The organism is Streptomyces sp. NPDC006335 (assembly GCF_040612795.1).
GTDB lineage: Bacteria > Actinomycetota > Actinomycetes > Streptomycetales > Streptomycetaceae > Streptomyces.
Genome location: NZ_JBEXQX010000008.1, coordinates 195,200 through 216,173, shown reverse-complemented (window position 1 = coordinate 216,173; position 20,974 = coordinate 195,200). Strand labels below are relative to the sequence as shown.

Below are 20,974 nucleotides of genomic sequence, written 5' to 3'. Positions count from 1 at the left end.
CCTTGTAGACACAGCGGCCCGCGGACCAACGGGCCTGGCGGCGGGTGCCCGGGAACAGGGGCCACGGGCGTCGCCTCCACAAGATCTTCTAGTTGGGTCGGCGCGGCTATGGCCGACCGGAGGGAAAGCGATGGGTAGGACACTCGCGGAGAAGGTCTGGGACGACCATGTCGTCCGGCGCGCCGAGGGCGAGCCCGACCTCCTCTTCATCGATCTGCACCTGCTGCACGAGGTGACCAGCCCGCAGGCCTTCGACGGTCTGCGCAAGAGCGGTCGCCAGGTGCGCCGGCTCGACCTGACCATCGCCACCGAGGACCACAACACCCCGACCCTCGACATCGACAAGCCGATCGCCGACCCGGTCTCGCGCGTCCAGCTGGAGACGCTGCGCAAGAACTGCGCCGACTTCGGTGTGCGCCTGCACCCGCTGGGCGACGTCGAGCAGGGTGTCGTGCACGTCGTCGGCCCGCAGCTCGGTCTGACCCAGCCCGGTATGACGGTGGTCTGCGGCGACTCGCACACCTCCACGCACGGCGCCTTCGGCGGTCTGGCCTTCGGCATCGGCACCTCCCAGGTCGAGCACGTGCTGGCCACCCAGACGCTGCCGCTGGTCCGCCCGAAGACCATGGCCATCACGGTCAACGGCGAACTGCCCGACGGCGTCACCGCCAAGGACCTGATCCTGGCGATCATCGCCAAGATCGGTACGGGCGGCGGCCAGGGCTACGTCCTGGAGTACCGCGGCTCCGCCATCGAGAAGCTGTCGATGGAAGCCCGCATGACCATCTGCAACATGTCGATCGAGGCCGGTGCCCGCGCGGGCATGATCGCCCCCGACCAGACCACCTTCGACTACCTCGAGGGCCGCCCGCACGCGCCCAAGGGCGAGGACTGGGACGCGGCGCTCGCGTACTGGAAGACCCTGAAGACGGACGAGGACGCCGAGTTCGACGCCGAGGTCGTCATCGAGGCCGCCGAACTGTCGCCGTTCGTCACCTGGGGCACCAACCCGGGCCAGGGCGCGCCGCTTTCGGCGAACGTCCCCGATCCCGCTTCGTACGAAGACGCTTCGGAGCGCCTCGCCGCCGAAAAGGCCCTGGAATACATGGGGTTGGAGGCCGGCCAGCCGCTCACCTCCATCAAGGTGGACACCGTCTTCGTAGGTTCGTGCACCAACGGCCGCATCGAGGACCTGCGCGCCGCCGCCGAGCTCGTCAAGGGCCGCAAAGTCGCCGACGGCGTACGCATGCTGGTTGTCCCCGGCTCCGCGCGCGTGGGCCTGCAGGCCGTCTCCGAGGGCCTGGATGTGGTCTTCAAGGAGGCCGGCGCCGAATGGCGGCACGCGGGCTGCTCGATGTGTCTGGGCATGAACCCGGACCAGCTGGCCCCCGGTGAGCGCTCCGCGTCCACCTCCAACCGCAACTTCGAGGGCCGGCAGGGCAAGGGCGGTCGTACGCACCTGGTGTCGCCGCAGGTCGCGGCCGCGACCGCCGTGCTGGGCCACCTGGCTTCGCCCGCCGACCTGTCCGACGCCCCTGTCGCCGCTGGAGTCTGAGAGTCATGGAAGCATTCACCACGCACACCGGCCGGGCCGTCCCGCTGCGCCGCTCGAACGTCGACACCGACCAGATCATCCCTGCTCACTGGCTCAAGAAGGTGACCCGGGACGGTTTCGAGGACGGACTGTTCGAGGCCTGGCGCAAGGACGAGAAATTCATCCTCAACCAGCCCGAGCGCAAGGGCGCCACGGTCCTGGTCGCCGGCCCCGACTTCGGCACCGGCTCCTCCCGTGAGCACGCGGTGTGGGCGCTGCAGAACTACGGCTTCAAGGCCGTGATCTCCTCGCGCTTCGCCGACATCTTCCGCGGCAACTCGCTCAAGAACGGCCTGCTCACGGTGGTTCTGGAGCAGAAGATCGTGGACGCGCTCCAGGAGCTCACGGAGAAGGACCCCACGGCCGAGATCACGGTCGACCTCGAGGCCCGCGAGGTGCGCGCCGAGGGCATCACCGCCGCCTTCGAGCTCGACGAGAACGCCCGTTGGCGGCTGCTGAACGGCCTGGACGACATCTCCATCACCCTCCAGAACGAGGCGGACATCGCCGCGTACGAGGCCAAGCGGCCCTCGTACAAGCCGCGGACGCTGCAGGCGTGATCGCGCCCCTCCTTCGGAGCAACTGAACAGGTCGAGTTTCGGCCACCCAACACCCCGGCCGTACCCCCGATCAGCCCGATCGGGGGTACGGCCGTGTCTGCGTCCGGACGGACTCGCACCGCGCGACACGCCCGCTCAACTTCCCACGTTAAGGCGGGTGTTGTCGGGGTACGCGTCCCTTGTAGCCGTGACTCCCGGATGTGCCCGGAAGGCCGTTTGAGGCGGCAGTTGCACCCCTAGCAGGCGACAACTCGCCCCAGATGGCACAATCTGTGCATGGAACACGACGGCCAACTCGAGCTCTATGCGGCGGTCGCGGACCAACTGAAGGAAGCGCACGCAAGAGTGCGCGCACTGCAAGTCCCGGAGGGCGTACGGATGGCGCTGACCCGGAAGCTGCTGGTCATTACGGCCGCGGCCAAGCACGACGTCGTCGAAGCGACAAGGCGTCTGGAGGGGTTCATGGCCGACCTCGACGCGGGTCGAATCCCGGAAGAGGAACGCTGAACAAGTCCAGAGCAGTCGAGTTCGTTGCGGCACAAGGGTGATAAGCCCGTTTCGTGTTTGATTTGCGGTATATATCTGCCTAACGTGCGAAAAAGCTTGAACAGTTTCGTTCGGGCAATGTCTCCGAAGGGGAAGACGTGAACAAGGCGCAGCTCGTAGAAGCGATTGCCGACAAGCTGGGCGGCCGCCAGCAGGCCGCCGACGCGGTCGACGCGGTCCTGGACGCCATCGTCCGCGCGACGGTCGCGGGCGACCGGGTCTCGGTCACCGGCTTCGGTTCGTTCGAGAAGGTCGACCGGCCGGCCCGTTACGCCCGCAACCCCCAGACGGGCGAGCGGGTTCGGGTCAAGAAGACCTCCGTTCCGCGCTTCCGTGCGGGCCAGGGCTTCAAGGACCTGGTGAGCGGCACGAAGAAGCTCCCCAAGAACGACGTCGCGGTCAAGAAGGCGCCCAAGGGCAGCCTGACCGGCGGGGCTTCGGCCACGGTCAAGAAGGCGGCCGCGAAGAAGGCGACCGCCAAGACCGCCACGGCCAAGAAGACCACCGCGAAGAAGACGACGGCCAAGAAGACCACGGCCACCGCCAAGAAGACGACGGCGAAGAAGGCCCCCGCCAAGAAGGCCACCGGCACCGCCGCCAAGAGCACCGCGGCGAGCAAGACCACCGCGAAGAAGACGACGGCCAAGAAGGCCCCGGCGAAGAAGGCGACCGCCAAGAAGGCACCCGCCAAGAAGTCGGCCGCTCGCACCACCACCGCCAAGAAGGCCACGGCCCGCAAGAGGTAAGGGCACAGGGGCACTCACGCGCCGGGCCGGACTCCGCATCGGAGTCCGGCCCGCGGCGTGTGCAAGGGGTTCGGAAGGCCTGTTCGGAAGACCTGTTCAGAAGGTCTGGAGCGTCACCAGGGTGATCTTGTCCCCGGCCATCTCGATCCGCACGCGCTGCCCGGGGCGCAGCAGCCTCAGGCCCCCCGCCTCGAACGCCGGCGCGTCGAAGGGCACGGGGGTGCCGTCGTCGAGAAGCACCTGCCCACTGCGGCTTTCGGGGTCGTACGTGTACGCGGTCGCCTGCATGGCCGCAGCCTACTGCCCGGGAATCAGCAACCGCGCCGCGGCGGCGGCCGTCCGGGGACCCACGCCGAGCGCGAGCGCGGCCCGCAGGTCCTCGCCGGTGTCCACGTCCTGCCGTACGGAATCCACCTCGGCGAGGGGGAGTTCCGCCGCTCCCGAGGCGCGGTGCCGGGCGCGCGAATCGGGGCCGAAGGCGGGACGCAATTCCGTGTCCGTCCGCGCAGCCAGCAGGGTGGTGCCGATTGCCGCGGCGTCCGCGAGAAAAGCGCGCGGGAATTCAGCGGCGGCGTCGAGTACCCGGGCCAATTCATGGGGGCGCAGTGCCGGAAGATCGGCGTTCAGGGCCGCGAGGGCGCTTTCGGGCCTGGTCGACCGTACGACGGCCGCCGCGTGCGCCAGGGCCGCGTTCAGGCCCCCTCGGGGCTCGTCGGGAACGATCCGGGCGCCCAGGGCCCTCAGCTCCCGGCCGGCCAGGGCGTCGTCCGTGACGACCGCCACATCCCCGACCGCCGGGCAGGCCAGCGCGGCCGCCACGGTGTCCTGGGCGAAGGCGAGGGCCAGACCCGGTCGCACCCCGTCGTGGGCGGTGTCCGCGAGCCTGCTCTTGGCCCGCGCCAGGGGCTTCAGCGGGATGACCAAGGTCCACTGCACGAGCGTTCCGTCCTTCTCTTCTCACGGCCATTGTCACTCAGTCGTCACGCGCCCCATCTGGCGGTGTCGGTGGCGGGGCGTACGGTGTTCTCGACAGACGGACGGCCCGGGGCGACACTTGTGCGGCCCCCCAGGCCCAAGAGGAAGGTGTCAGCGTGCCCCGCCGCAGAATCGGCTTCTGGTACCGCCTGGCAGCGGTGATCGCCAAACCGCCGCTCGTGGTTCTGCTCAAGCGGGACTGGCGTGGAATGGAGCACATTCCGGCTGACGGCGGATTTATCACCGCGGTCAACCACAATTCGCACATCGATCCCTTCGCGTACGCGCACTTCCAGTACAACACCGGGCGCGTTCCGCGATTCCTCGCGAAGAGCCCGCTTTTCAACAAGGGATTCGTCGGCGCCATGATGCGCGGCACCGGGCAGATTCCCGTCTACCGCGAGACCACGGACGCGCTCAGCGCCTTCCGGGCCGCGATCGAGGCGGTCGAACGCGGCGAATGCGTCGCGTTCTACCCCGAGGGCACCATCACCCGGGACCCCGCCCAATGGCCCATGGTCGGCAAGACCGGCGCCGCGCGCGTGGCCCTGCAGACCAAGTGCCCGGTGGTCCCGGTCGCGCAGTGGGGCGCCAACGAACTGCTGCCGCCGTACGCGAAGAAGCTCCACATCCTTCCGCGCAAGACCTCGCACGTCCTCGCCGGACCGCCCGTGGACCTGTCGCCGTTCTACGACAAGGAGATGACCCCGGACCTCCTGAAGGAGGCCACCGAGGTCATCATGGCCGCCGTCACCGCCCAGCTCGAGATCATCCGGGGCGAGAAGGCACCCGAGACGGCGTACGACCCGCGCCGCGAGCGGATCGAGCAGCGGCGCAGGACCCAGGCCCAGAGCGGCCACGAGGGGGAGAAGAGCAAGTGAGCAAACCCGTCAAGGCGGCGGTTCTCAGCGCCGGTTCATGGGGTACGGCCTTCGGTGTCGTGCTCGCCGACGCGGGCTGCGAGGTCACCCTCTGGGCACGCCGTCCCGAGGTCGCCGAGGCCGTCAACTCCAGCCGGACGAACCCCGACTACCTCCCCGGCGTGGAACTCCCGCAGGGCGTCAGGGCGACCACGGATCCCGCCGAGGCCGCCGCGGGCGCCGACTTCACGATCCTGTCGATCCCCTCGCAGACCCTGCGCGCCAACCTCGCCGAGTGGACCCCGCTGCTCGCGCCCGACACCGTCCTCGTCTCCCTCATGAAGGGCGTCGAGCTCGGCTCCGCCATGCGGATGAGCGAGGTGATCGAGGACGTCGCGAAGGTCGGCGCCGACCGCATCGCCGTGGTCACCGGGCCCAACCTCGCGCGGGAGATCGCCGCGCGCATGCCGGCCGCCGCCGTGGTCGCCTGCACCGACGAGGCGGTGGCCCGGCGCCTCCAGGCCGTCTGCCACACGCCGTACTTCCGCCCCTACACCAACACGGACGTGGTGGGCTGCGAACTGGGCGGTGCCGTCAAGAACGTCATCGGCCTCGCCGTCGGCATCGCGGACGGCATGGGACTGGGCGACAACGCCAAGGGCTCGCTCATCACGCGCGGTCTGGCGGAGACGACCCGGCTGGGCCTCGCGATGGGCGCGGACCCGCTCACCTTCTCCGGACTCGCCGGCCTCGGCGACCTGGTGGCGACCTGCTCCTCGCCGCTGTCGCGCAACCACACCTTCGGCACCAACCTCGGCAAGGGCATGACCCTCCAGGAGACCATCGCGGTCACCAAGCAGACCGCGGAAGGCGTCAAGTCCTGTGAGTCGGTGCTGGATCTCGCCCGCAGGCACGGCGTCGACATGCCGATCACCGAGACGGTCGTCGGCATCGTGCACGAGGGCAAGTCCCCGGTGGTCGCCGTCAAGGAGCTGATGTCGCGCAGCGCGAAGCCCGAGCGACGCTGAGCCACGACGGCGTTTTTTGCCTCGTTCGCCGCAGGGGTGGGCGCTGTCTCAGGGCACTACCACCGGGTACTCTCAACGCGATATGAGCACCGAGAACCTCCCCCAGAGCCCTGAGCAGCCGCCTCGCAAGCCGCGCGTGGCCGTCGTGTTCGGCGGGCGCAGCTCCGAACACGGGATCTCCGTGGTCACCGCCGGCGCCGTACTGCGGGCCATCGACCGGACCAAGTACGACGTCCTGCCGATCGGCATCACCCGGGACGGCCGCTGGGCGCTCACCGCCGACGAACCGGAACGCATGGCGATCACCGAGCGCCGCACGCCGAGTGTCGAGGAGCTGGCCGAGTCGACCGAGGGCGGCGTGGTGCTCCCCGTGGACCCCGCGAACCGCGAAGTCGTCTACAGCGAGCCCGGATCGGTGCCCAAGGCGCTCGGTGAGGTCGATGTCGTCTTCCCCGTCCTGCACGGCCCCTACGGCGAGGACGGCACCCTCCAGGGTCTCCTGGAGCTCTCCGGTGTCCCGTACGTCGGCTCGGGCGTGCTCGCCTCGGCCGTCGGCCAGGACAAGGAGTACATGAAGCGGGTGTTCATCTCCTTCGGGCTCAAGGTCGGCCCGTACGTGGTGATCAGGCCGCGCGAGTGGGAGCGGGACGAGTCCGCGGCCCGCAAGAAGATCGTCGACTTCGCGGGCGAGCACGGCTGGCCGCTGTTCGTGAAGCCCGCGCGCGCGGGTTCGTCGATCGGCATCACCAAGGTCGACGACCTGTCCGGCCTGGACGAGGCGATCGCCGAGGCGCAGAGCCACGACCCGAAGATCCTGGTGGAGGCGGCGCTGCGGGGCCGCGAGATCGAGTGCGGGGTCCTGGAGTTCGAGGACGGCCCGCGCGCGTCGGTCCCCGCGGAGATCCCGCCGCCGCAGGAGCACGCGTACTACGACTTCGAGGCGAAGTACATCGACTCGACCCCGGGCATCGTGCCGGCGCCGCTCACGCCCGAGGAGACGGCCGAGGTCCAGAAGCTCGCGGTCGACGCCTTCGAGGCGGCCTCCTGCGAGGGGCTGGTCCGCGCGGACTTCTTCCTCACCGAGGACGGCGAGTTCGTGATCAACGAGATCAACACGCTTCCGGGCTTCACCCCGATCTCGATGTACCCGCAGATGTGGGAGAAGAGCGGGATCAGCTACCCGGAGCTGGTGGACCGGCTCATCGGGGCGGCGCTGCGAAGGTCGACGGGGCTTCGGTAGTCGCGGGAGGCGTTCGCGCTCTGGTGCCAGCTGGGGGTGGTTCGGCGGGTGGTCGATAGGGCTGCGGTCGCCGGTCGGTGGGGCTTGGCGGCGGGTCGGACGGGTTCCCACGGTCCCGGAGGGGGCGGCCCGGTGGCCGGCCGGCAGGATTCGCCAGTCGGTCGGGAGCGGTGCAGCGGCTGGTCGCCAGTGTTTCGCCGCCGGGTCGGGTACGGCTCGGCGGCCGCCGGGAGTGCGTCGGCGGTGGGTCGGCAGGGCTTCGGGGGCTGACCGGTTCCGCAGCGGGTTCGACGTGCCGGTGGCCGGTCGTTGGGATTGCGGCCGCCGGTCGGTGGGGCCTCACGTGGCCGGGGCGGTGGGGCTTTCGCTGCCGGTCACGAGTGCGGCGGCTGGGCGGCGGCTTCCGTGGCCCTTCGACGTGCTGGTGGCGGGTCGTTGGGATTGCGGCCGCCGGTCGGTAGGGCTCCTGCGGCCGGGGCGGTGGGGCTTCCGTTGAACGGTCACGAGTGCGGCGGCGGTTGGTCGGCGCAGCTTCCGTGGCGGGTGGGACGGATTTCGGCGTCTGGTGGGGGAGTGTCTTGGTGGTGGATCGGCGGGACTTCGGCGGCTGATCGGTGAGGCTTTCGTGGCGGTCCGGAGGGGTGGTGGCCGGTCGTTGGGATTCCGGCCGCCGGTCGGTGGGGCCTCACGTGGCCGGGGCGGTGGGGCTTTTGTTGCCGGTCGCGAGTGCGGCGGCTGGGCGGCGGCTTCCGTGGCCCTTCGACGTGCTGGTGGCGGGTCGTTGGGATTGCGGCCTCCGGTCGGTAGGGCTCCTGCGGTCGGGGCGGTGGGGCTTCCGTTGAACGGTCACGAGTGCGGCGGCGGTTGGTCGGCGCAGCTTCCGTGGCGGGTGGGGCGGATTTCGGCGTCTGGTGGGGGGAGTGTCTTGGTGGTGGATCGGCGGGACTTCGGCGGCTGATCGGTGAGGCTTTCGTGGCGGTCCGGAGTGGTGGTGGCTGGTCGGTGAGGCTTCCGTGGCGGGTCCGAAGTGGTGGTGGCTGGTCGTTGGGATTTCGGGCGCCGGTCGGTAGGGCCTCCGCTCCGTCCGGCCCGGCTGTGGGGTTCCCCGCGTTGGTCGGCGGGGTTCCGCGGGGGCGGCCGTAAGGGATTCGAGGTGGTCGGCGGTGGCTAGTCGGCTATTCCCTTGGGGATCGCCTTCTTGATGCCGGACGCCAGGTCCACCAGCGGTGCCATGCCGTCCGCGGTGCGGTCCTTGGGGATCGTGACCTCGACGTACGCCTTGCGCAGGGTCGTGGTGAACCGGAACGACCCGTCGTCCTGCTTCTGCAGCAGCCAACCCACCCCGTTCACCTCGACCCCGTCGGCCTCCGGATCGTCCATCTCGGAGGGTCGCTCGACACCGCACCGCAGTATGATCGCCGGGTCACCCCAGCCCGCGGTCAGCGCGGACACGGGCTCGGGATCTCGACGGTCCTGGTCGTCGACCTCGGACGGCAGTACCCGGTCCAGTTCTCGGCACAGCTTCGTGACGCCCGCCCCCGGCGAGGGAACCGCCGCCGACGCTTCGTGGTCTGCGGAGGAGCAGCCCGAGACCGTGATCAGCAGGGCGAGCGCGGACAGACCGAGAGGCCGGTGACGGAAGAAGTTCACCGGCCAAGGGTAGACGGGGGCTACAGATGGACGACCGGGCAGGTCAGGGTGCGGGTGATGCCGTCCACTTGCTGGACCTTGGCGACCACCATGCGGCCGAGGTCGTCCACGGTGTCGGCTTGTGCGCGGACGATCACGTCATACGGTCCTGTCACGTCCTCGGCCTGGATGACTCCAGGGATCTTGCTGATCGTCTCGGCGACGGTCGACGCCTTGCCGACCTCCGTCTGGATCAGGATGTACGCCTGTACCACGGAACCTCCAGGGCGGCCACGAGGATCATGTGGGGAAAAGGAACGCCACGGTATCGCGTCGCCGCGCGCTGCGGGGAGACCCGCGGGGGACGCGGACGCCCGTGCCGGGTGCGGACACGACAGAAGTTCACGGTCCCCTCGACCGTATCGAGGACACTGATGACGCGCGACCGGGCACGGCACGGCACAGAAGGGGCGTAAGGGCAATGAAGGGCACTGTTGGTGAGCTCGGCGAGTTCGGGCTCATCAGGGAGCTCACCTCCCGTCTCACCACCACCCCGGCGGTCCGGGTGGGCCCCGGCGACGACGCCGCGGTGGTCGCCGCGCCCGACCGCAGGGTCGTGGCGAGCACCGACATACTCCTGGAGGGCCGGCACTTCCGCCGCGACTGGTCCACGGCCTACGACGTCGGACGCAAGGCGGCCGCGCAGAACCTCGCGGACATCGCCGCCATGGGCGCGGTGCCGACCGCCCTGCTGCTCGGCCTGGTCGTGCCCGCCGAACTCCCGGTGACCTGGCCCTCGGAGCTCATGGACGGCCTGCGCGACGAATGCCAGGTCGCGGGCGCCTCGGTGGTCGGCGGGGACGTCGTACGGGGGGACACGATCATGGTCTCCATCACCGCCCTCGGTGATCTGCGGGGCCAGGAGCCGGTGACCCGGGCCGGTGCCCAGCCCGGCGACCTGGTGGCGGTGACCGGCTGGCTGGGCTGGTCGGCGGCCGGGTACGCGGTGCTCTCCCGCGGGTTCCGCTCGCCGCGCGCGTTCGTCGAGGCGCATCGGCGCCCCGAGCCGCCGTACCACGCGGGCCCGGCCGCCGCCGCGCTCGGCGCGACCGCGATGTGCGACGTGAGCGACGGGCTGATCGCCGACCTCGGACACATCGCCGAGGCCAGCAAGGTCCGGATCGACATCAGCTCCGGCGCCATCGACATCCCGACCCAGATGACCGACATCGGGCAGGCCGTCGGTGTCGACCCCATCCAGTGGGTGCTGTCCGGGGGAGAGGACCACGCGATCGTGGCGACCTTCCCGCCGGACGTGAAGCTCCCGGCCCGCTGGAAGGTGATCGGCGAGGTCCTCAACCCCTCGGCGCTGCCCCAGGTGACGGTGGACGGGGCGCCCTGGACCAGCAAGGGCGGCTGGGACCACTTCGGCGGGGACATCGAGTCATGAAGCCCCTCGTGCTCACGGTGGCGGGCTCCGACTCCGGCGGCGGCGCCGGGATCCAGGCCGACCTGAAGACCATGCTCGCGCTCGGCGTGCACGGCATGAGCGTCGTCACCGCAGTCACCGCGCAGAACTCCCTCGGCGTGCAGGGCGCTTGGGAGCTGCCGGTGGAGGCGGTGCGGGCCCAGTACCGCAGCGTCGTCGACGACATCGGCGTCCAGGCCGTCAAGACCGGGATGCTCGCCTCGGCCGAACTCGTCGAGGCGGTGGCCGAGTTGATCGGCGCCACGGACGCCCCGGCCGTGATCGACCCGGTCGGCGTCTCCAAGCACGGCGACTCGCTGCTGGCCTCGTCGGCTCTGAACTCCGTACGGCGACTGCTGCTTCCGGTGGCCACCGTGGCCACCCCCAACCTCGACGAGGTGGCCCAACTCACCGGTGTGCGGGTCGAGTCGGAGTCCCACCTGCGCGAGGCAGCCCGGGCCGTCCTGTCGTACGGACCGAAGTGGGTGCTCGTCAAGGGGGGCCATCTCCCGGGTGACGCCGTCGACCTGCTCACCGACGGCTCCGCCGAACACTGGCTGCGCGCGCCCCGCCACGACAACCGGCACACCCACGGCACCGGCTGCACCCTCGCCTCAGCGATCGCCTCGCAGCTCGCGAAGGGACACTCCGTGCCGGAGGCGGTGACCGCCGCCAAGGAGTACGTCACCGGCGCGATCAGCGCCGGGTTCGCCCTCGGCGGCGGCATCGGACCCGTGGACCACGCCTGGGCGCTGCGGAGGGGTTCCACGCCGGGTACTCCGGCAGCTTGACGTTCGTCCCCGACCAGGAGCGACGGACGGTCCTTCAGGGCGGTTGCCAGTAGCCGGTCCCGGTCGCTCCAGGGCAGCGCAAAAAGCCGGCCCACCGTGAGGTGGACCGGCTCAGTGCAGCGAACCAGCAGTGGCCGCGCGCTTAGCTGTGCGTCAGCGCGAGACCTTGCCGGCCTTGATGCACGAGGTGCAAGCGTTCACGCGCTTCGGCGTCCCGCCGACCACGGTACGGACGCGCTGGATGTTCGGGTTCCAGCGACGGGACGTACGGCGGTGCGAGTGCGAGATGTTGTTGCCGAAGCCCGGCCCCTTGCCGCAGACGTCGCAGTTGGCAGCCACGGGTCACTCCAAAGACTTCAGATGCACTTACGGTCGGATCCCGGCATGCCGGGATCGAGATCGTAGGATCAGAGATCTGAGTGGCGCTGCCAGGGGGAATGGCCCGATCGGGATCGGGCAACCGGAGCAGCATACAACGACTGCGCCAGTAGAACGAAACTACCATGGTTGACCAGGCACTCGCTCCCGGCCCTCTTCCGGCGGGCACCGGCCCTGGGTCTACGCTGCGTCCAGTCCAGCAGCCCGAGGAGGCGCAGGTGGCGCAGGTGCCGCAGACATTCTTCGATGCTCTCGCGGTGCGCACCTGGTGCGGCCTCGCGCTGCGGGCGCTGGGTCGGGCGCGCGAGGAGATCGACGCGATCAACGTCTATCCCGTCGCCGACGGGGACACCGGCACCAACCTGTATCTGACCGCGGAGTCGGCCGCCGCCGCGGTGGAGGCCGTCTTCGAGGCCCATGACGCCCACGACTCGGGGAAACCGGCCCTCGCCGACGCCGCGCACGCGATGGCGCACGGAGCCCTCATAGGCGCCCGCGGGAACTCGGGCACGATCCTCGCCCAGCTCCTGCGCGGCATGGCCCAGGTGCTGGCCGCCGACGGTGAGACGGCTCACACGGACGGCGCGGGACTCCGGCTCGCCCTGCGGCACGCGGCCGACTCCGCCCGCCAGGCCGTGGCCCACCCCGTCGAGGGCACGGTCCTCACGGTCGCCTCGGCCGCCGCCGACGCGGCCGGGGCAGCGGAGGGCGACTGCGGGACGGTCGCCCGGGCCGCCTACGAGGGGGCGCGCGCCGCCCTCGCCGCGACACCCGGCCAGCTCGCCGTCCTGGAGCGGGCCGGAGTGGTGGACGCCGGCGGGCGGGGGCTCGTGGCGGTGCTGGGGGCGCTGGTGGAGACGTTCACGGGGGAGGTGCCCAGGGCGGTGCCGGTCGTGAGCGAGACGGGGCACGCGCGCGTGGCGGGCGATCCGGACCTGACGTCCTCCGCGGACTCCGCCGAGGTCCCCACCACCTCCCCCGGAGCCCCCGCCGACGCCCCCGAGGAGTGCGCCGACGCCCCGGCCACCGGAGGCCCCGCCTTCGAGGTGATCTACCTCCTGGAGGCCGACGACACCGCCGTCGCACGGCTGCGGCAGCGGCTCGACGGGCTCGGGGACTCCCTCGTGGTGGTCGGCGGCGACGGACTGTGGAACGTCCACGTGCACGTCGACGACGCGGGCGCCGCCGTGGAGGCGGGTGTCGAGGCCGGACGGCCGTACCGGATCCGCATCACGCACTTCGGCCTCGGTGACGTGCACACCACCGGTGCCGAACGGCCGCCCCGCGAACGCGCCCAGCGGGCCGTCGTCGCCGTCGTGCCCGGTGAGGGCCTGGCAGGGCTGTACACCGAGGCGGGAGCGACCACGGTGCTCGCCCGTCCCGGGGAGCCGCCCGCGAGCGGGGAGCTCGTGGAGGCCGTACGGCGGGCCCACGCGCGCGAGGTGGTGCTGCTGCCCAATGACGCCGACCTGCGGCACACCGCGGCCGCCGCCGCCGAGCAGGCCCGCACGGAGGGCATCCGGGTCGCGCTGATCCCAACCCGCTCCGCGGTCCAGGGCATCGCGGCCCTCGCCGTGCACGAGCCGGAGCGCCGGTTCGACGAGGACGTCGTCCAGATGACCTCGGCGGCCGGCGCGACCCGCTACGCCGAGGTCGCCGTCGCCGAACGCCAGTCCTGGACCATGGCCGGCATCTGCCAGGCCGGTGACGTCCTCGGACTCATCGACGGGGACGTGGCCGTGATCGGCTCGGACGTCACCGTCACCGCCGAGACCGTCCTGGACCGCATGCTCTCGGCCGGCGGCGAGCTGGTCACCCTGGTCCTCGGCGACGAGGCCCCCGAGTCCGTCGCCGAGCACCTGGAGACGCGGGTACGGGAGTCGTACCTCGCCGTGGACACGGTGGTGTACCGGGGCGGACGGCAGGGGGCCGTGCTGCTCATCGGGGTCGAGTAGAACCTTCGGGCGGGTCGAGTAGAACCTTCGGGCGATCAGCCGTCCTGTCCCGCCATGAGCCCCAGCATCTGCTCCGCCTCGGCCCGCCGCGTCCGTGCCGTGTCGTCGGCCCCGTCCGCGTCGCCGTAGGCGTCGAGCACGGCACGCGCGCGTGCTGCCGCCTCCGCCGGTCGGCTCAGGTCGGCCGCCAGCCAGCCCGCCGCGAGTTCGGCACCGGTCCGGGCGTCCAGGGCGTCGTCCCCGAGCGAGGCGAACACGACGACCGCCTCCACCACCTGGGCCAGCGCCTCCTCCAGCACCGCCCGGATCGCATCGTCCTCGGCGTCGTCGGGCACCGAACGAGCGAGCAGGTCCCCGAACTGCCGGTGCGTGTGCCCGAGTTCCCCGACGAGCCGCCGGCGCGCCTCCTCGTCGGCCCGCGCGTCCCCCAGGGCGACATCGCACTCGCGGACCGCGTCCGCCATCAACGCCCGTGCCGCGCCCGCCCCGTCCTCCGCGCGCAGCGCGAGCCAGGCGCGGGCTCGCAGGGAGCGCACGAGGCCGTGCACATTGTCGAGCTGACGCCACAGAGCGCCCGCGCGCGCGTACGCCCGGTCGGCCTCGACGGGCAGCCCCGCGGCCCCCAGGGACTCGGCGGCGAGGTGGGCGAGCGTGGCGTGGTCGTGCTGCTCGGGCCACTGCCGGGCGATCTCGGCGGCCTGAAGACGCCGTTCGGCCGCCTCCCGGTGCTCGCCCAGCTCGCTCAGACAGTCGCCGAGCCACCACTGCGTCTGTACGACCGTCCCCTCGCCGTGCCTCTCCGCGCTCAGGTCGGGCAGCGCCGACTCCAGCACCTCCGCGGCCTCGGCCCACCGGCCGAGACGCAGCAGGAACCCGCCGAGCTGGTGCCGGGCCAGGGCACCCAGCGTCGGTCCCTCACCGGCCTCGTCGGCCCAGTGAGCGGCCTCCAGGGCGTGCTCGGCGGCCTCCTCGGCGAGCCCCCGGCCGCCGACGACCTCGGCGAGCTGGAGATGCAGCTGGGCCCGCCCCACCGCCTCCAGGTGCGGCCCACCGTGCTCCAGGGCCGCCCGCAGCGCCCCTTCCGTGCCGTCCAGGTCGCCCAGGTGGTGCAGGAGCCCGGCCAGCCTGGCCTCGTACTCCACCGCGAACCACGGCACGCCCGCGGCCACGAACCCCGCCGCGGCCCGGGTGAACAGCTCGGTCGCCCCGGGCAGGTCCCCGGTCCGCGAGGCCAGCTCCGCCAGCATCGCCCGCGCCTCGGCGACCCGCGCGGCGAGCCGCACATCGTCCCCGGTCCGCCCCTCGACGAGGGCGAGCACCTCCCGTACGGCCGACTCGGCGTCGGTCAGGAACGCCTCGTCCTCACTCTCGTGCACCCGCCGCATCAGGATCCGGGCCCGGCTCATCAGTACCGACGCCGTCTGCGGGACGCCCGTGTCGTCGCCGGAGTAGAGCGCGAGGACCTCGTCGTACGGACCGGCGACCGCCGCGAGCGCCGTGTCCACCTCGCCCGCCAGCGCGCGGACGTACGCGGCACGCGCGCGTGCGGCAAGGGCCTCGCCCGGGTCGCCCGCCTCCGCGTACAACTCGGCGGCGCGCTCGAACAGTTCGAGGCCCTCGGGGCCCCGGTCCATGGCCTCGTGGTCGGCGATCTCCGCCCGGTCGCGCGGGTCCAGTTCGACGCCCTCGGCGGCCCGGGCGACCGCCGCCCACGCCTCCACGGCGTTCGGCTGGAGGGTGTCCGACAGCCGCCGGGCCTCGGCGACCAGCGCGGGCAGATCGGGTTCCCGGGCGGTCACGGGGGCCGGAGACACGGGCACGGGAGCGGCGGCCGTGCGGACCGCCCGTACCCCCAGCGGCAGCCGCTCCACCAGCGGGCGCTGCGCCATACGCGCGCGTGCCCGTTCGCTGACGTGGGTCGTGCCGTTGCGCTGGTCGAAGCGGGCGGCCAGCGCGAGGGCCTCCTCGCGCGCGTGGGCGGCGAGTTCGGCCGCGGTCCAGGACCGGCCCGCGGGCCCCGGCACCGGCCGGTCGCCCGGGCCCAGCTCGGTCAGCCGGTCCATCAGCAGGGCCACCACGGCCGTGAAGTCCAGCCTGCTGCGTGGATGGCCGTCGTCCGTGAAGTACGCGGGACGCTCCGCGAGCAGCTCCAGGGCGCGTGCCTCGTTGCCGCTGAGCGCGCAGAACTCGACGTGGTCCGCGTAGGCGCCGCGCATGCTCTCCATGGACCGCACGAGCCGGAAGCCGCGCAGATGGTTGGCGCGCGCCTCGTCGAGCCGGCCCAGGCGCAGCAAGGGCTTCAGGGAGGAGGCGAGGACCGCGTGCGGCTCGTGGGCGCAGGTGAACTCGCCCTCCAGGACCGGCGCCCACAGATCGAGCGCCTCCTCGTCCCGACCGTGCTGCGACTGCCACCAGCCCTGTTCGTGCAGCTCGCAGGCGTGGCAGTCGGCCATGCCGTCCCGGTCGGCGGCCAGCCACGCGGCGTAGGCGCGCTCGGCCCGCTCCAGGTCCCCGACGTGCGCGGCCACGCTGTACTCGGCGCTGCGCACGGCCCGCTCGGAGTGCCCGGCCAGCCGGTAGCGGTGCTCCATCTCGCCGAGCCACTTCTCCATGGCGGCGAGCGGGATGTGCGGCTGGTCCAGCATGCCGGCCGTCATCCACTTGAAGACCCAGTGCAGCGAGTGCGTCTCGTACTCGTCGAAGTCCTCCGGGCGCTCGTCCCACATGCGCAGCAGCCGCGCGAAGGGGACGAACATCTTGGCCTTCTCGGAGCTGTAGTTGTAGACCTTCAACTGGTGTCCGAGCGCCTCGATCACCGCCAGGGGGATGTTCAGCTTCTCGGCCTCGGCGAGCAGCTGTTCCGCGCGCGCGTTGCGGGCGGGCCCCTCCGGCTCCTCGGCGTTCTCCGCCATCGCCAGGCGCAGCGCGTCGAAGGCCGCGTTCGACTCGACTCCGCTCATCAGCGGCCCTCCTCGCCGTTCGTGGCCCACTCCAGCAGGCCGATGAAGGCCCGGTTCAGCAGCGCCGAGTCAGCGGGCCTCAGCGGTCGCTGGGCCATCAAGAGCGCCTGTCCGTACAGGGACTCGGTGGCGGTGCCCATCAGCTCCGGGTCGCCCAGTGAACCGATCCGCCGTACCAGCGGGTTGAGATGGTTGAGCACGAGACGCGCGCGTGGGGCGCTGCCGCGCAGCGAGCCGAGGATGCCCGCCCACAGGTCGTCCGCCTGGTCCTCGGCCTCCGCCCGAGCCTGTTCGTGCCGGGCGTCGCGGTCGTCCAGGTGCAGCGCGGGCACGGACAGCGGCCGGAAGGCCCGCAGGACGACATCGCAGCCCAGCGGGTCCAGCCTGGCCCGCGCGGCCGCGAGGAAGCCGGACAGGGCGAGCTCCTCGGCCGGATCGACCAGGTCCATGTGGGCGGTGACGGTGTCCGCGTCCAGCTCGGCGACGACCGTGCCCGGGCGCACCGAGGGCAGCGCCTCGACCAGGTCGCTGTCGTAGGTGTAGCCGCCGTTGACCACGCCGACGCCCTGGGCGGAGGCGATCGGCGCGACCTGGCGGTACTCCTCGACGGTCCGCGTGAAGTGCACGACCGCGTGCCGCTGCGCGAACTCCTCCAGGGACAGCCGCCCGTCGGTGGTCTCGAACGGCAGCCAGGGCAGCATCGTGCGCAGCATGTCCATGTCGTGCCGGGCGAGCGACTTCACGCCCAGGTGGTGCACGGCCAGGAACGCCGCGAGCCGCTCCGGGTCCCCGGCGGCGAGCCCCGTCAGCCAGGACCGGATCCGTTCCCCGAGCGCCTCCCGCACGGCGGCCAGGGTCTCGTCCTCGTACAGCGACTCGCGCGAGGCCGTGGGCCGCAGGCTGTCGGTGTCCAGGACACAGCGCACGAAGAACGCCCAGTCCGGCAGCAGCTGTTCGGCCCGCTCGGTCAGCAGCATGCCCTTGAGGTGCACGCGATGGGTGGCCCGCTGGGCGGGACTGACCGCCGAGGGCAGGACGTACGCCACCCCGCGGATCCCGGCCAGCGGAACGTTCAGCTCGATCGAGTCCAGCGGGGTGAAGCCGAACAGCTCGTGGCAGTGCCGGGCAAGGGCCACCCGGCGGGTGGCGGGGGAGGGGTAGGGCCGGTCCCAGGGCGCGGGCAGATCGGTGACCGCCTCGTCGCCGACCCGGACGTCGTACGGCAGCAGGGAGCCGAAGTCCCGGGCGAGCCGCAGCACCCGCTCGGGCGAGAGCCACTCGCCGGCCCCGGCCCGCGCCACCAGGTGCACGGTGGTGCCCGGCTCCGGACGGGCGTCGTGGGGCAGCGTCCGCACCCGGTACGAACCGTCGTCGCTCGCCGTCCACTCCACGGGCGGCGCGTCCGGCGTGCGGGCGCTGCGGCTGACCACGCGGATCCGCTCGGCGACCACGAAGCACGCCAGCAGACCGATGCCGAACTGCCCGAGGAAGTCGGAGCGGACCTCCTGAACTCCCTCGGCCCGCTTGGAACTGCGTCCGATGGTGGCCAGCAGGTCGTGCACGTCCGCCTCGGTGAGGCCGACCCCGGAGTCCTCGACCCGCAGGGTGCCTTCCTCGGCGTACAACCGCACACGGGCCGGGGCGTCCGGTTGCTCGGCCCGCCGGGCCGTGATCGCGTCCACCGCGTTCTGGAGCAGCTCGCGGAGGTAGACCTTGGGGCTGGAGTAGAGGTGATGGGAGAGGAGGTCCACCAGACCGCGCAGGTCGACCTGGAACGTATGAGGTTGCTGAGGCACCTGGGGTGTCTGTGACTGTGAGGTCTGGGAATCCATCGTCGCAGCGCCGGTGGGGGGAACGTTCGCGCGGCGCGGGGTCGGGCGGTCCCGGGTGGGGCGGTGACCGCGGGCGGATGGCCGGAGCGCGCCATCGTATGCCCCCAACCAGCCGTCTGACCAGGGGTTTCCCGGTATGTATACGGCAATGTCAGTGGTGTGGTGTGCAATGGATCTCGTGCCCGCACTGGAAGAACCGTTGAAGAAGGTGCTCGGCCCCGCCACCGCGAAGGTGATGGCCGAGCACCTCGGCCTGCACTCCGTCGGCGACCTCCTGCACCACTACCCGCGCAGATACGAGGAGCGGGGACAGCTCACGCACCTCGCCGACCTGCCCATGGACGAGCACGTCACCGTGGTCGCCCAGGTCGCCGACGCCCGCCTGCACACCTTCGCCTCCGCCAGGGCGCCGCGCGGCAAGGGGCAGCGGCTGGAGGTCACCATCACGGACGGCAGCGGCCGCCTCCAACTGGTCTTCTTCGGCGCCGGCGTGCACAAGCCCCACAAGGAACTCCTGCCGGGCACCCGCGCGCTGTTCGCCGGAAAGGTCTCCCTCTTCAACCGCCGCCTCCAACTGGCGCACCCGGCCTACGAGTTGCTGCGAGGTGCCGAAGACGAGGCAGCGGAGACCGTCGAGTCCTGGGCGGGCGCCCTGATCCCGATCTACCCCGCCACCGCCAAACTGGAGTCCTGGAAGATCGGCAAGGCGATCCAGACGGTCCTGCCGAGCGCGCAGGAGGCGGTCGACCCCCTCCCGGAGTCCCTCCGCGAGGGTCGCGGCCTGGTCCCCCTTCCCGAGGCCCTCCTGAAGATCCACCGCCCGCACACCAAGGCCGACATCGCCGACGCCCACGCCCGCCTCAAGTGGGACGAGGCCTTCGTCCTCCAGGTCGCCCTCGCCCGCCGCCGCCACGCGGACGCCCAACTCCCGGCAGTGCCGCGGAAACCCGCTCCCGACGGCCTGCTCTCGGCCTTCGACGACCGCCTGCCCTTCACCCTCACCGACGGCCAGCAGAAGGTCTCCAAGGAGATCTTCGACGACCTGGCGACCGACCATCCGATGCACCGGCTGCTCCAGGGGGAAGTGGGCTCGGGAAAGACGCTGGTGGCTCTGCGCGCCATGCTCGCCGTCGTCGACGCGGGTGGGCAGGCCGCCATGCTGGCCCCCACCGAGGTGCTCGCGCAGCAGCACCACCGCTCGATCGTCGAGATGATGGGCGAGCTCGCCGAGGGCGGAATGCTGGGCGGATCCGAGCACGCCACCAAGGTCGTGCTGCTCACCGGGTCGATGGGGACGGCCGCGCGCAGGCAGGCGATGCTGGATCTGGTCACCGGTGAGGCCGGGATCGTGATCGGCACCCACGCGCTGATCGAGGACAAGGTGCAGTTCCACGACCTGGGCCTGGTCGTGGTCGACGAGCAGCACCGCTTCGGCGTGGAGCAGCGGGACGCCCTGCGCGGCAAGGGCAAACAGCCGCCCCACCTCCTCGTCATGACCGCCACCCCCATCCCGCGCACGGTCGCCATGACGGTCTTCGGCGACCTGGAGACCTCCGTCCTCGACCAGCTGCCGGCCGGCCGCTCCCCGATCGCCAGCCATGTGGTGCCCGCCGCCGACAAGCCCCACTTCCTCACCCGCGCCTGGGAGCGCGTCCGCGAGGAGGTGGAGAACGGCCACCAGGCCTACGTCGTCTGCCCCCGCATCGGTGACGACGTCGACGAGCCCGGCGACCCCAAGAAGTCCGCCAGGAAGAAGTCCCCGGAGGACGAGGCCGAGAAGCGCCCGCCGCTGGCCGTCCTGGACATCGCCGACCAGCTCACCAAGGGTCCGCTCAACGGCCTGAGGGTCGAGGTGCTGCACGGCCGTATGCACCCCGACGACAAGGACGCGGTCATGCGCCGCTTCGCCGCCGGCGAGACCCACGTCCTGGTCGCGACCACGGTCATCGAGGTCGGCGTCAACGTCCCCAACGCCACGGCGATGGTCATCATGGACGCCGACCGCTTCGGCGTCTCCCAGCTCCACCAGTTGCGCGGCCGGGTCGGCCGTGGTTCGGCGCCGGGCCTGTGCCTCCTGGTCTCGGAGATGCCCGAGGCGAGCCCGGCCCGCCAGCGGCTGAACGCGGTGGCGTCGACGTTGGACGGCTTCGAACTCTCCCGCATCGACCTGGAACAGCGCCGCGAGGGCGATGTGCTGGGCCAGGCGCAGTCAGGCGCCCGTACCTCCCTGCGGGTCCTCGCCGTGATCGAGGACGAGGAGATCATCGCGGAGGCGAGGGAGGAGGCGACGGCGGTGGTGGAGGCCGACCCGGAGCTGACATCCCTTCCCGGCCTGCGCACGGCCCTGGCCGCACTCCTGGACGAGGAGAGGGAGCAGTACCTGGAGAAGGGCTGAGAAACTGGATCCGTAAC

The 20,974-nt window shown here is 71.6% G+C and carries 18 protein-coding genes; 11 read left to right on the top strand and 7 right to left on the bottom strand.

Annotation, left to right across the window (positions count from 1 at the left end):
* Positions 1–130 precede the first annotated feature (130 nt).
* From leuC to ABZ098_RS23480, 4 genes are all read left to right on the top strand, one after another.
* Complete coding sequence (gene leuC, locus ABZ098_RS23495) at positions 131–1,555, top strand: 3-isopropylmalate dehydratase large subunit (RefSeq protein ID WP_356594127.1); 1,425 nt, start codon at positions 131–133, stop codon at positions 1,553–1,555.
* Between the two features lie 5 nt (positions 1,556–1,560).
* Complete coding sequence (gene leuD, locus ABZ098_RS23490) at positions 1,561–2,154, top strand: 3-isopropylmalate dehydratase small subunit (RefSeq protein WP_356594125.1); 594 nt, start codon at positions 1,561–1,563, stop codon at positions 2,152–2,154.
* A 276-nt stretch (positions 2,155–2,430) separates the two neighbouring features.
* Positions 2,431–2,661, top strand: a complete 231-nt coding sequence (locus ABZ098_RS23485; RefSeq protein WP_007384922.1) for a hypothetical protein — start codon at positions 2,431–2,433, stop codon at positions 2,659–2,661.
* A 137-nt stretch (positions 2,662–2,798) separates the two neighbouring features.
* Entirely contained in the window at positions 2,799–3,446 is a 648-nt protein-coding gene (locus ABZ098_RS23480; protein WP_356594123.1) for an HU family DNA-binding protein, read from the top strand.
* Between the two features lie 96 nt (positions 3,447–3,542).
* Here the strand turns inward: ABZ098_RS23480 and ABZ098_RS23475 are convergent, their stop codons facing one another.
* Both ABZ098_RS23475 and cofC read right to left on the bottom strand, forming a co-directional pair.
* A complete protein-coding gene (locus ABZ098_RS23475; protein WP_356594121.1) occupies positions 3,543–3,734 on the bottom strand; it encodes a hypothetical protein in 192 nt (63 codons plus the stop codon).
* Between the two features lie 9 nt (positions 3,735–3,743).
* Entirely contained in the window at positions 3,744–4,382 is a 639-nt protein-coding gene (cofC, locus tag ABZ098_RS23470; RefSeq protein ID WP_356594119.1) for a 2-phospho-L-lactate guanylyltransferase, read from the bottom strand.
* A gap of 155 nt (positions 4,383–4,537) precedes the next feature.
* On the opposite strand from cofC, the gene ABZ098_RS23465 reads away from it, so the two are divergent.
* The 3 genes from ABZ098_RS23465 to ABZ098_RS23455 all read left to right on the top strand — a co-directional run bounded on the left by ABZ098_RS23465 (position 4,538) and on the right by ABZ098_RS23455 (position 7,549).
* Positions 4,538–5,302, top strand: a complete 765-nt coding sequence (locus ABZ098_RS23465) for a lysophospholipid acyltransferase family protein (protein ID WP_356594117.1) — start codon at positions 4,538–4,540, stop codon at positions 5,300–5,302.
* Positions 5,299–6,309: an NAD(P)H-dependent glycerol-3-phosphate dehydrogenase gene (locus ABZ098_RS23460; protein ID WP_356594115.1), complete on the top strand. Its 1,011-nt coding sequence runs from the start codon at positions 5,299–5,301 to the stop codon at positions 6,307–6,309. Before ABZ098_RS23465 ends, ABZ098_RS23460 begins: the two co-directional genes overlap by 4 nt.
* An 82-nt stretch (positions 6,310–6,391) precedes the next feature.
* Complete coding sequence (locus tag ABZ098_RS23455) at positions 6,392–7,549, top strand: D-alanine--D-alanine ligase family protein (protein ID WP_356594113.1); 1,158 nt, start codon at positions 6,392–6,394, stop codon at positions 7,547–7,549.
* 1,167 nt (positions 7,550–8,716) lie between these two features.
* On the opposite strand, the gene ABZ098_RS23450 is transcribed toward ABZ098_RS23455, so the two are convergent.
* The gene (locus ABZ098_RS23450; protein WP_356594111.1) at positions 8,717–9,199 is read right to left on the bottom strand and encodes a DUF3515 domain-containing protein; all 483 of its coding nucleotides are present in this window, start codon (positions 9,197–9,199) and stop codon (positions 8,717–8,719) included.
* A 20-nt stretch (positions 9,200–9,219) separates the two neighbouring features.
* The gene (locus ABZ098_RS23445; RefSeq protein ID WP_003997603.1) at positions 9,220–9,453 is read right to left on the bottom strand and encodes an Lrp/AsnC ligand binding domain-containing protein; all 234 of its coding nucleotides are present in this window, start codon (positions 9,451–9,453) and stop codon (positions 9,220–9,222) included.
* A gap of 206 nt (positions 9,454–9,659) precedes the next feature.
* Here ABZ098_RS23445 and ABZ098_RS23440 point away from each other — a divergent pair, with 206 nt between their 5' ends.
* Positions 9,660–10,628 carry a thiamine-phosphate kinase gene (locus ABZ098_RS23440; protein ID WP_356594109.1) on the top strand — a complete coding sequence of 323 codons (969 nt, stop codon included), beginning with the start codon at positions 9,660–9,662 and terminating at the stop codon, positions 10,626–10,628.
* A complete protein-coding gene (gene thiD, locus ABZ098_RS23435; RefSeq protein WP_356594107.1) occupies positions 10,625–11,437 on the top strand; it encodes a bifunctional hydroxymethylpyrimidine kinase/phosphomethylpyrimidine kinase in 813 nt (270 codons plus the stop codon). Before ABZ098_RS23440 ends, thiD begins: the two co-directional genes overlap by 4 nt.
* A gap of 153 nt (positions 11,438–11,590) precedes the next feature.
* On the opposite strand, the gene rpmB is transcribed toward thiD, so the two are convergent.
* The gene (gene rpmB, locus ABZ098_RS23430) at positions 11,591–11,776 is read right to left on the bottom strand and encodes a 50S ribosomal protein L28 (protein WP_003993230.1); all 186 of its coding nucleotides are present in this window, start codon (positions 11,774–11,776) and stop codon (positions 11,591–11,593) included.
* Positions 11,777–12,033: 257 nt separating this feature from the next.
* Between rpmB and ABZ098_RS23425 the strand changes: the two genes are divergently transcribed.
* Positions 12,034–13,770: a DAK2 domain-containing protein gene (locus tag ABZ098_RS23425; protein ID WP_356594105.1), complete on the top strand. Its 1,737-nt coding sequence runs from the start codon at positions 12,034–12,036 to the stop codon at positions 13,768–13,770.
* A 35-nt stretch (positions 13,771–13,805) separates the two neighbouring features.
* Here the strand turns inward: ABZ098_RS23425 and ABZ098_RS23420 are convergent, their stop codons facing one another.
* Both ABZ098_RS23420 and ABZ098_RS23415 read right to left on the bottom strand, forming a co-directional pair.
* Positions 13,806–16,730 (bottom strand): tetratricopeptide repeat protein, encoded by a 2,925-nt coding sequence (locus ABZ098_RS23420; protein ID WP_356594103.1) that lies wholly within the window; start codon positions 16,728–16,730, stop codon positions 13,806–13,808.
* Complete coding sequence (locus ABZ098_RS23415; protein WP_356594101.1) at positions 16,730–18,562, bottom strand: HSP90 family protein; 1,833 nt, start codon at positions 18,560–18,562, stop codon at positions 16,730–16,732. Before ABZ098_RS23415 ends, ABZ098_RS23420 begins: the two co-directional genes overlap by 1 nt.
* A gap of 169 nt (positions 18,563–18,731) precedes the next feature.
* Between ABZ098_RS23415 and recG the strand changes: the two genes are divergently transcribed.
* Positions 18,732–20,957 carry an ATP-dependent DNA helicase RecG gene (gene recG, locus ABZ098_RS23410; RefSeq protein WP_356594099.1) on the top strand — a complete coding sequence of 742 codons (2,226 nt, stop codon included), beginning with the start codon at positions 18,732–18,734 and terminating at the stop codon, positions 20,955–20,957.
* The last annotated feature ends 17 nt before the right edge of the window (positions 20,958–20,974 follow it).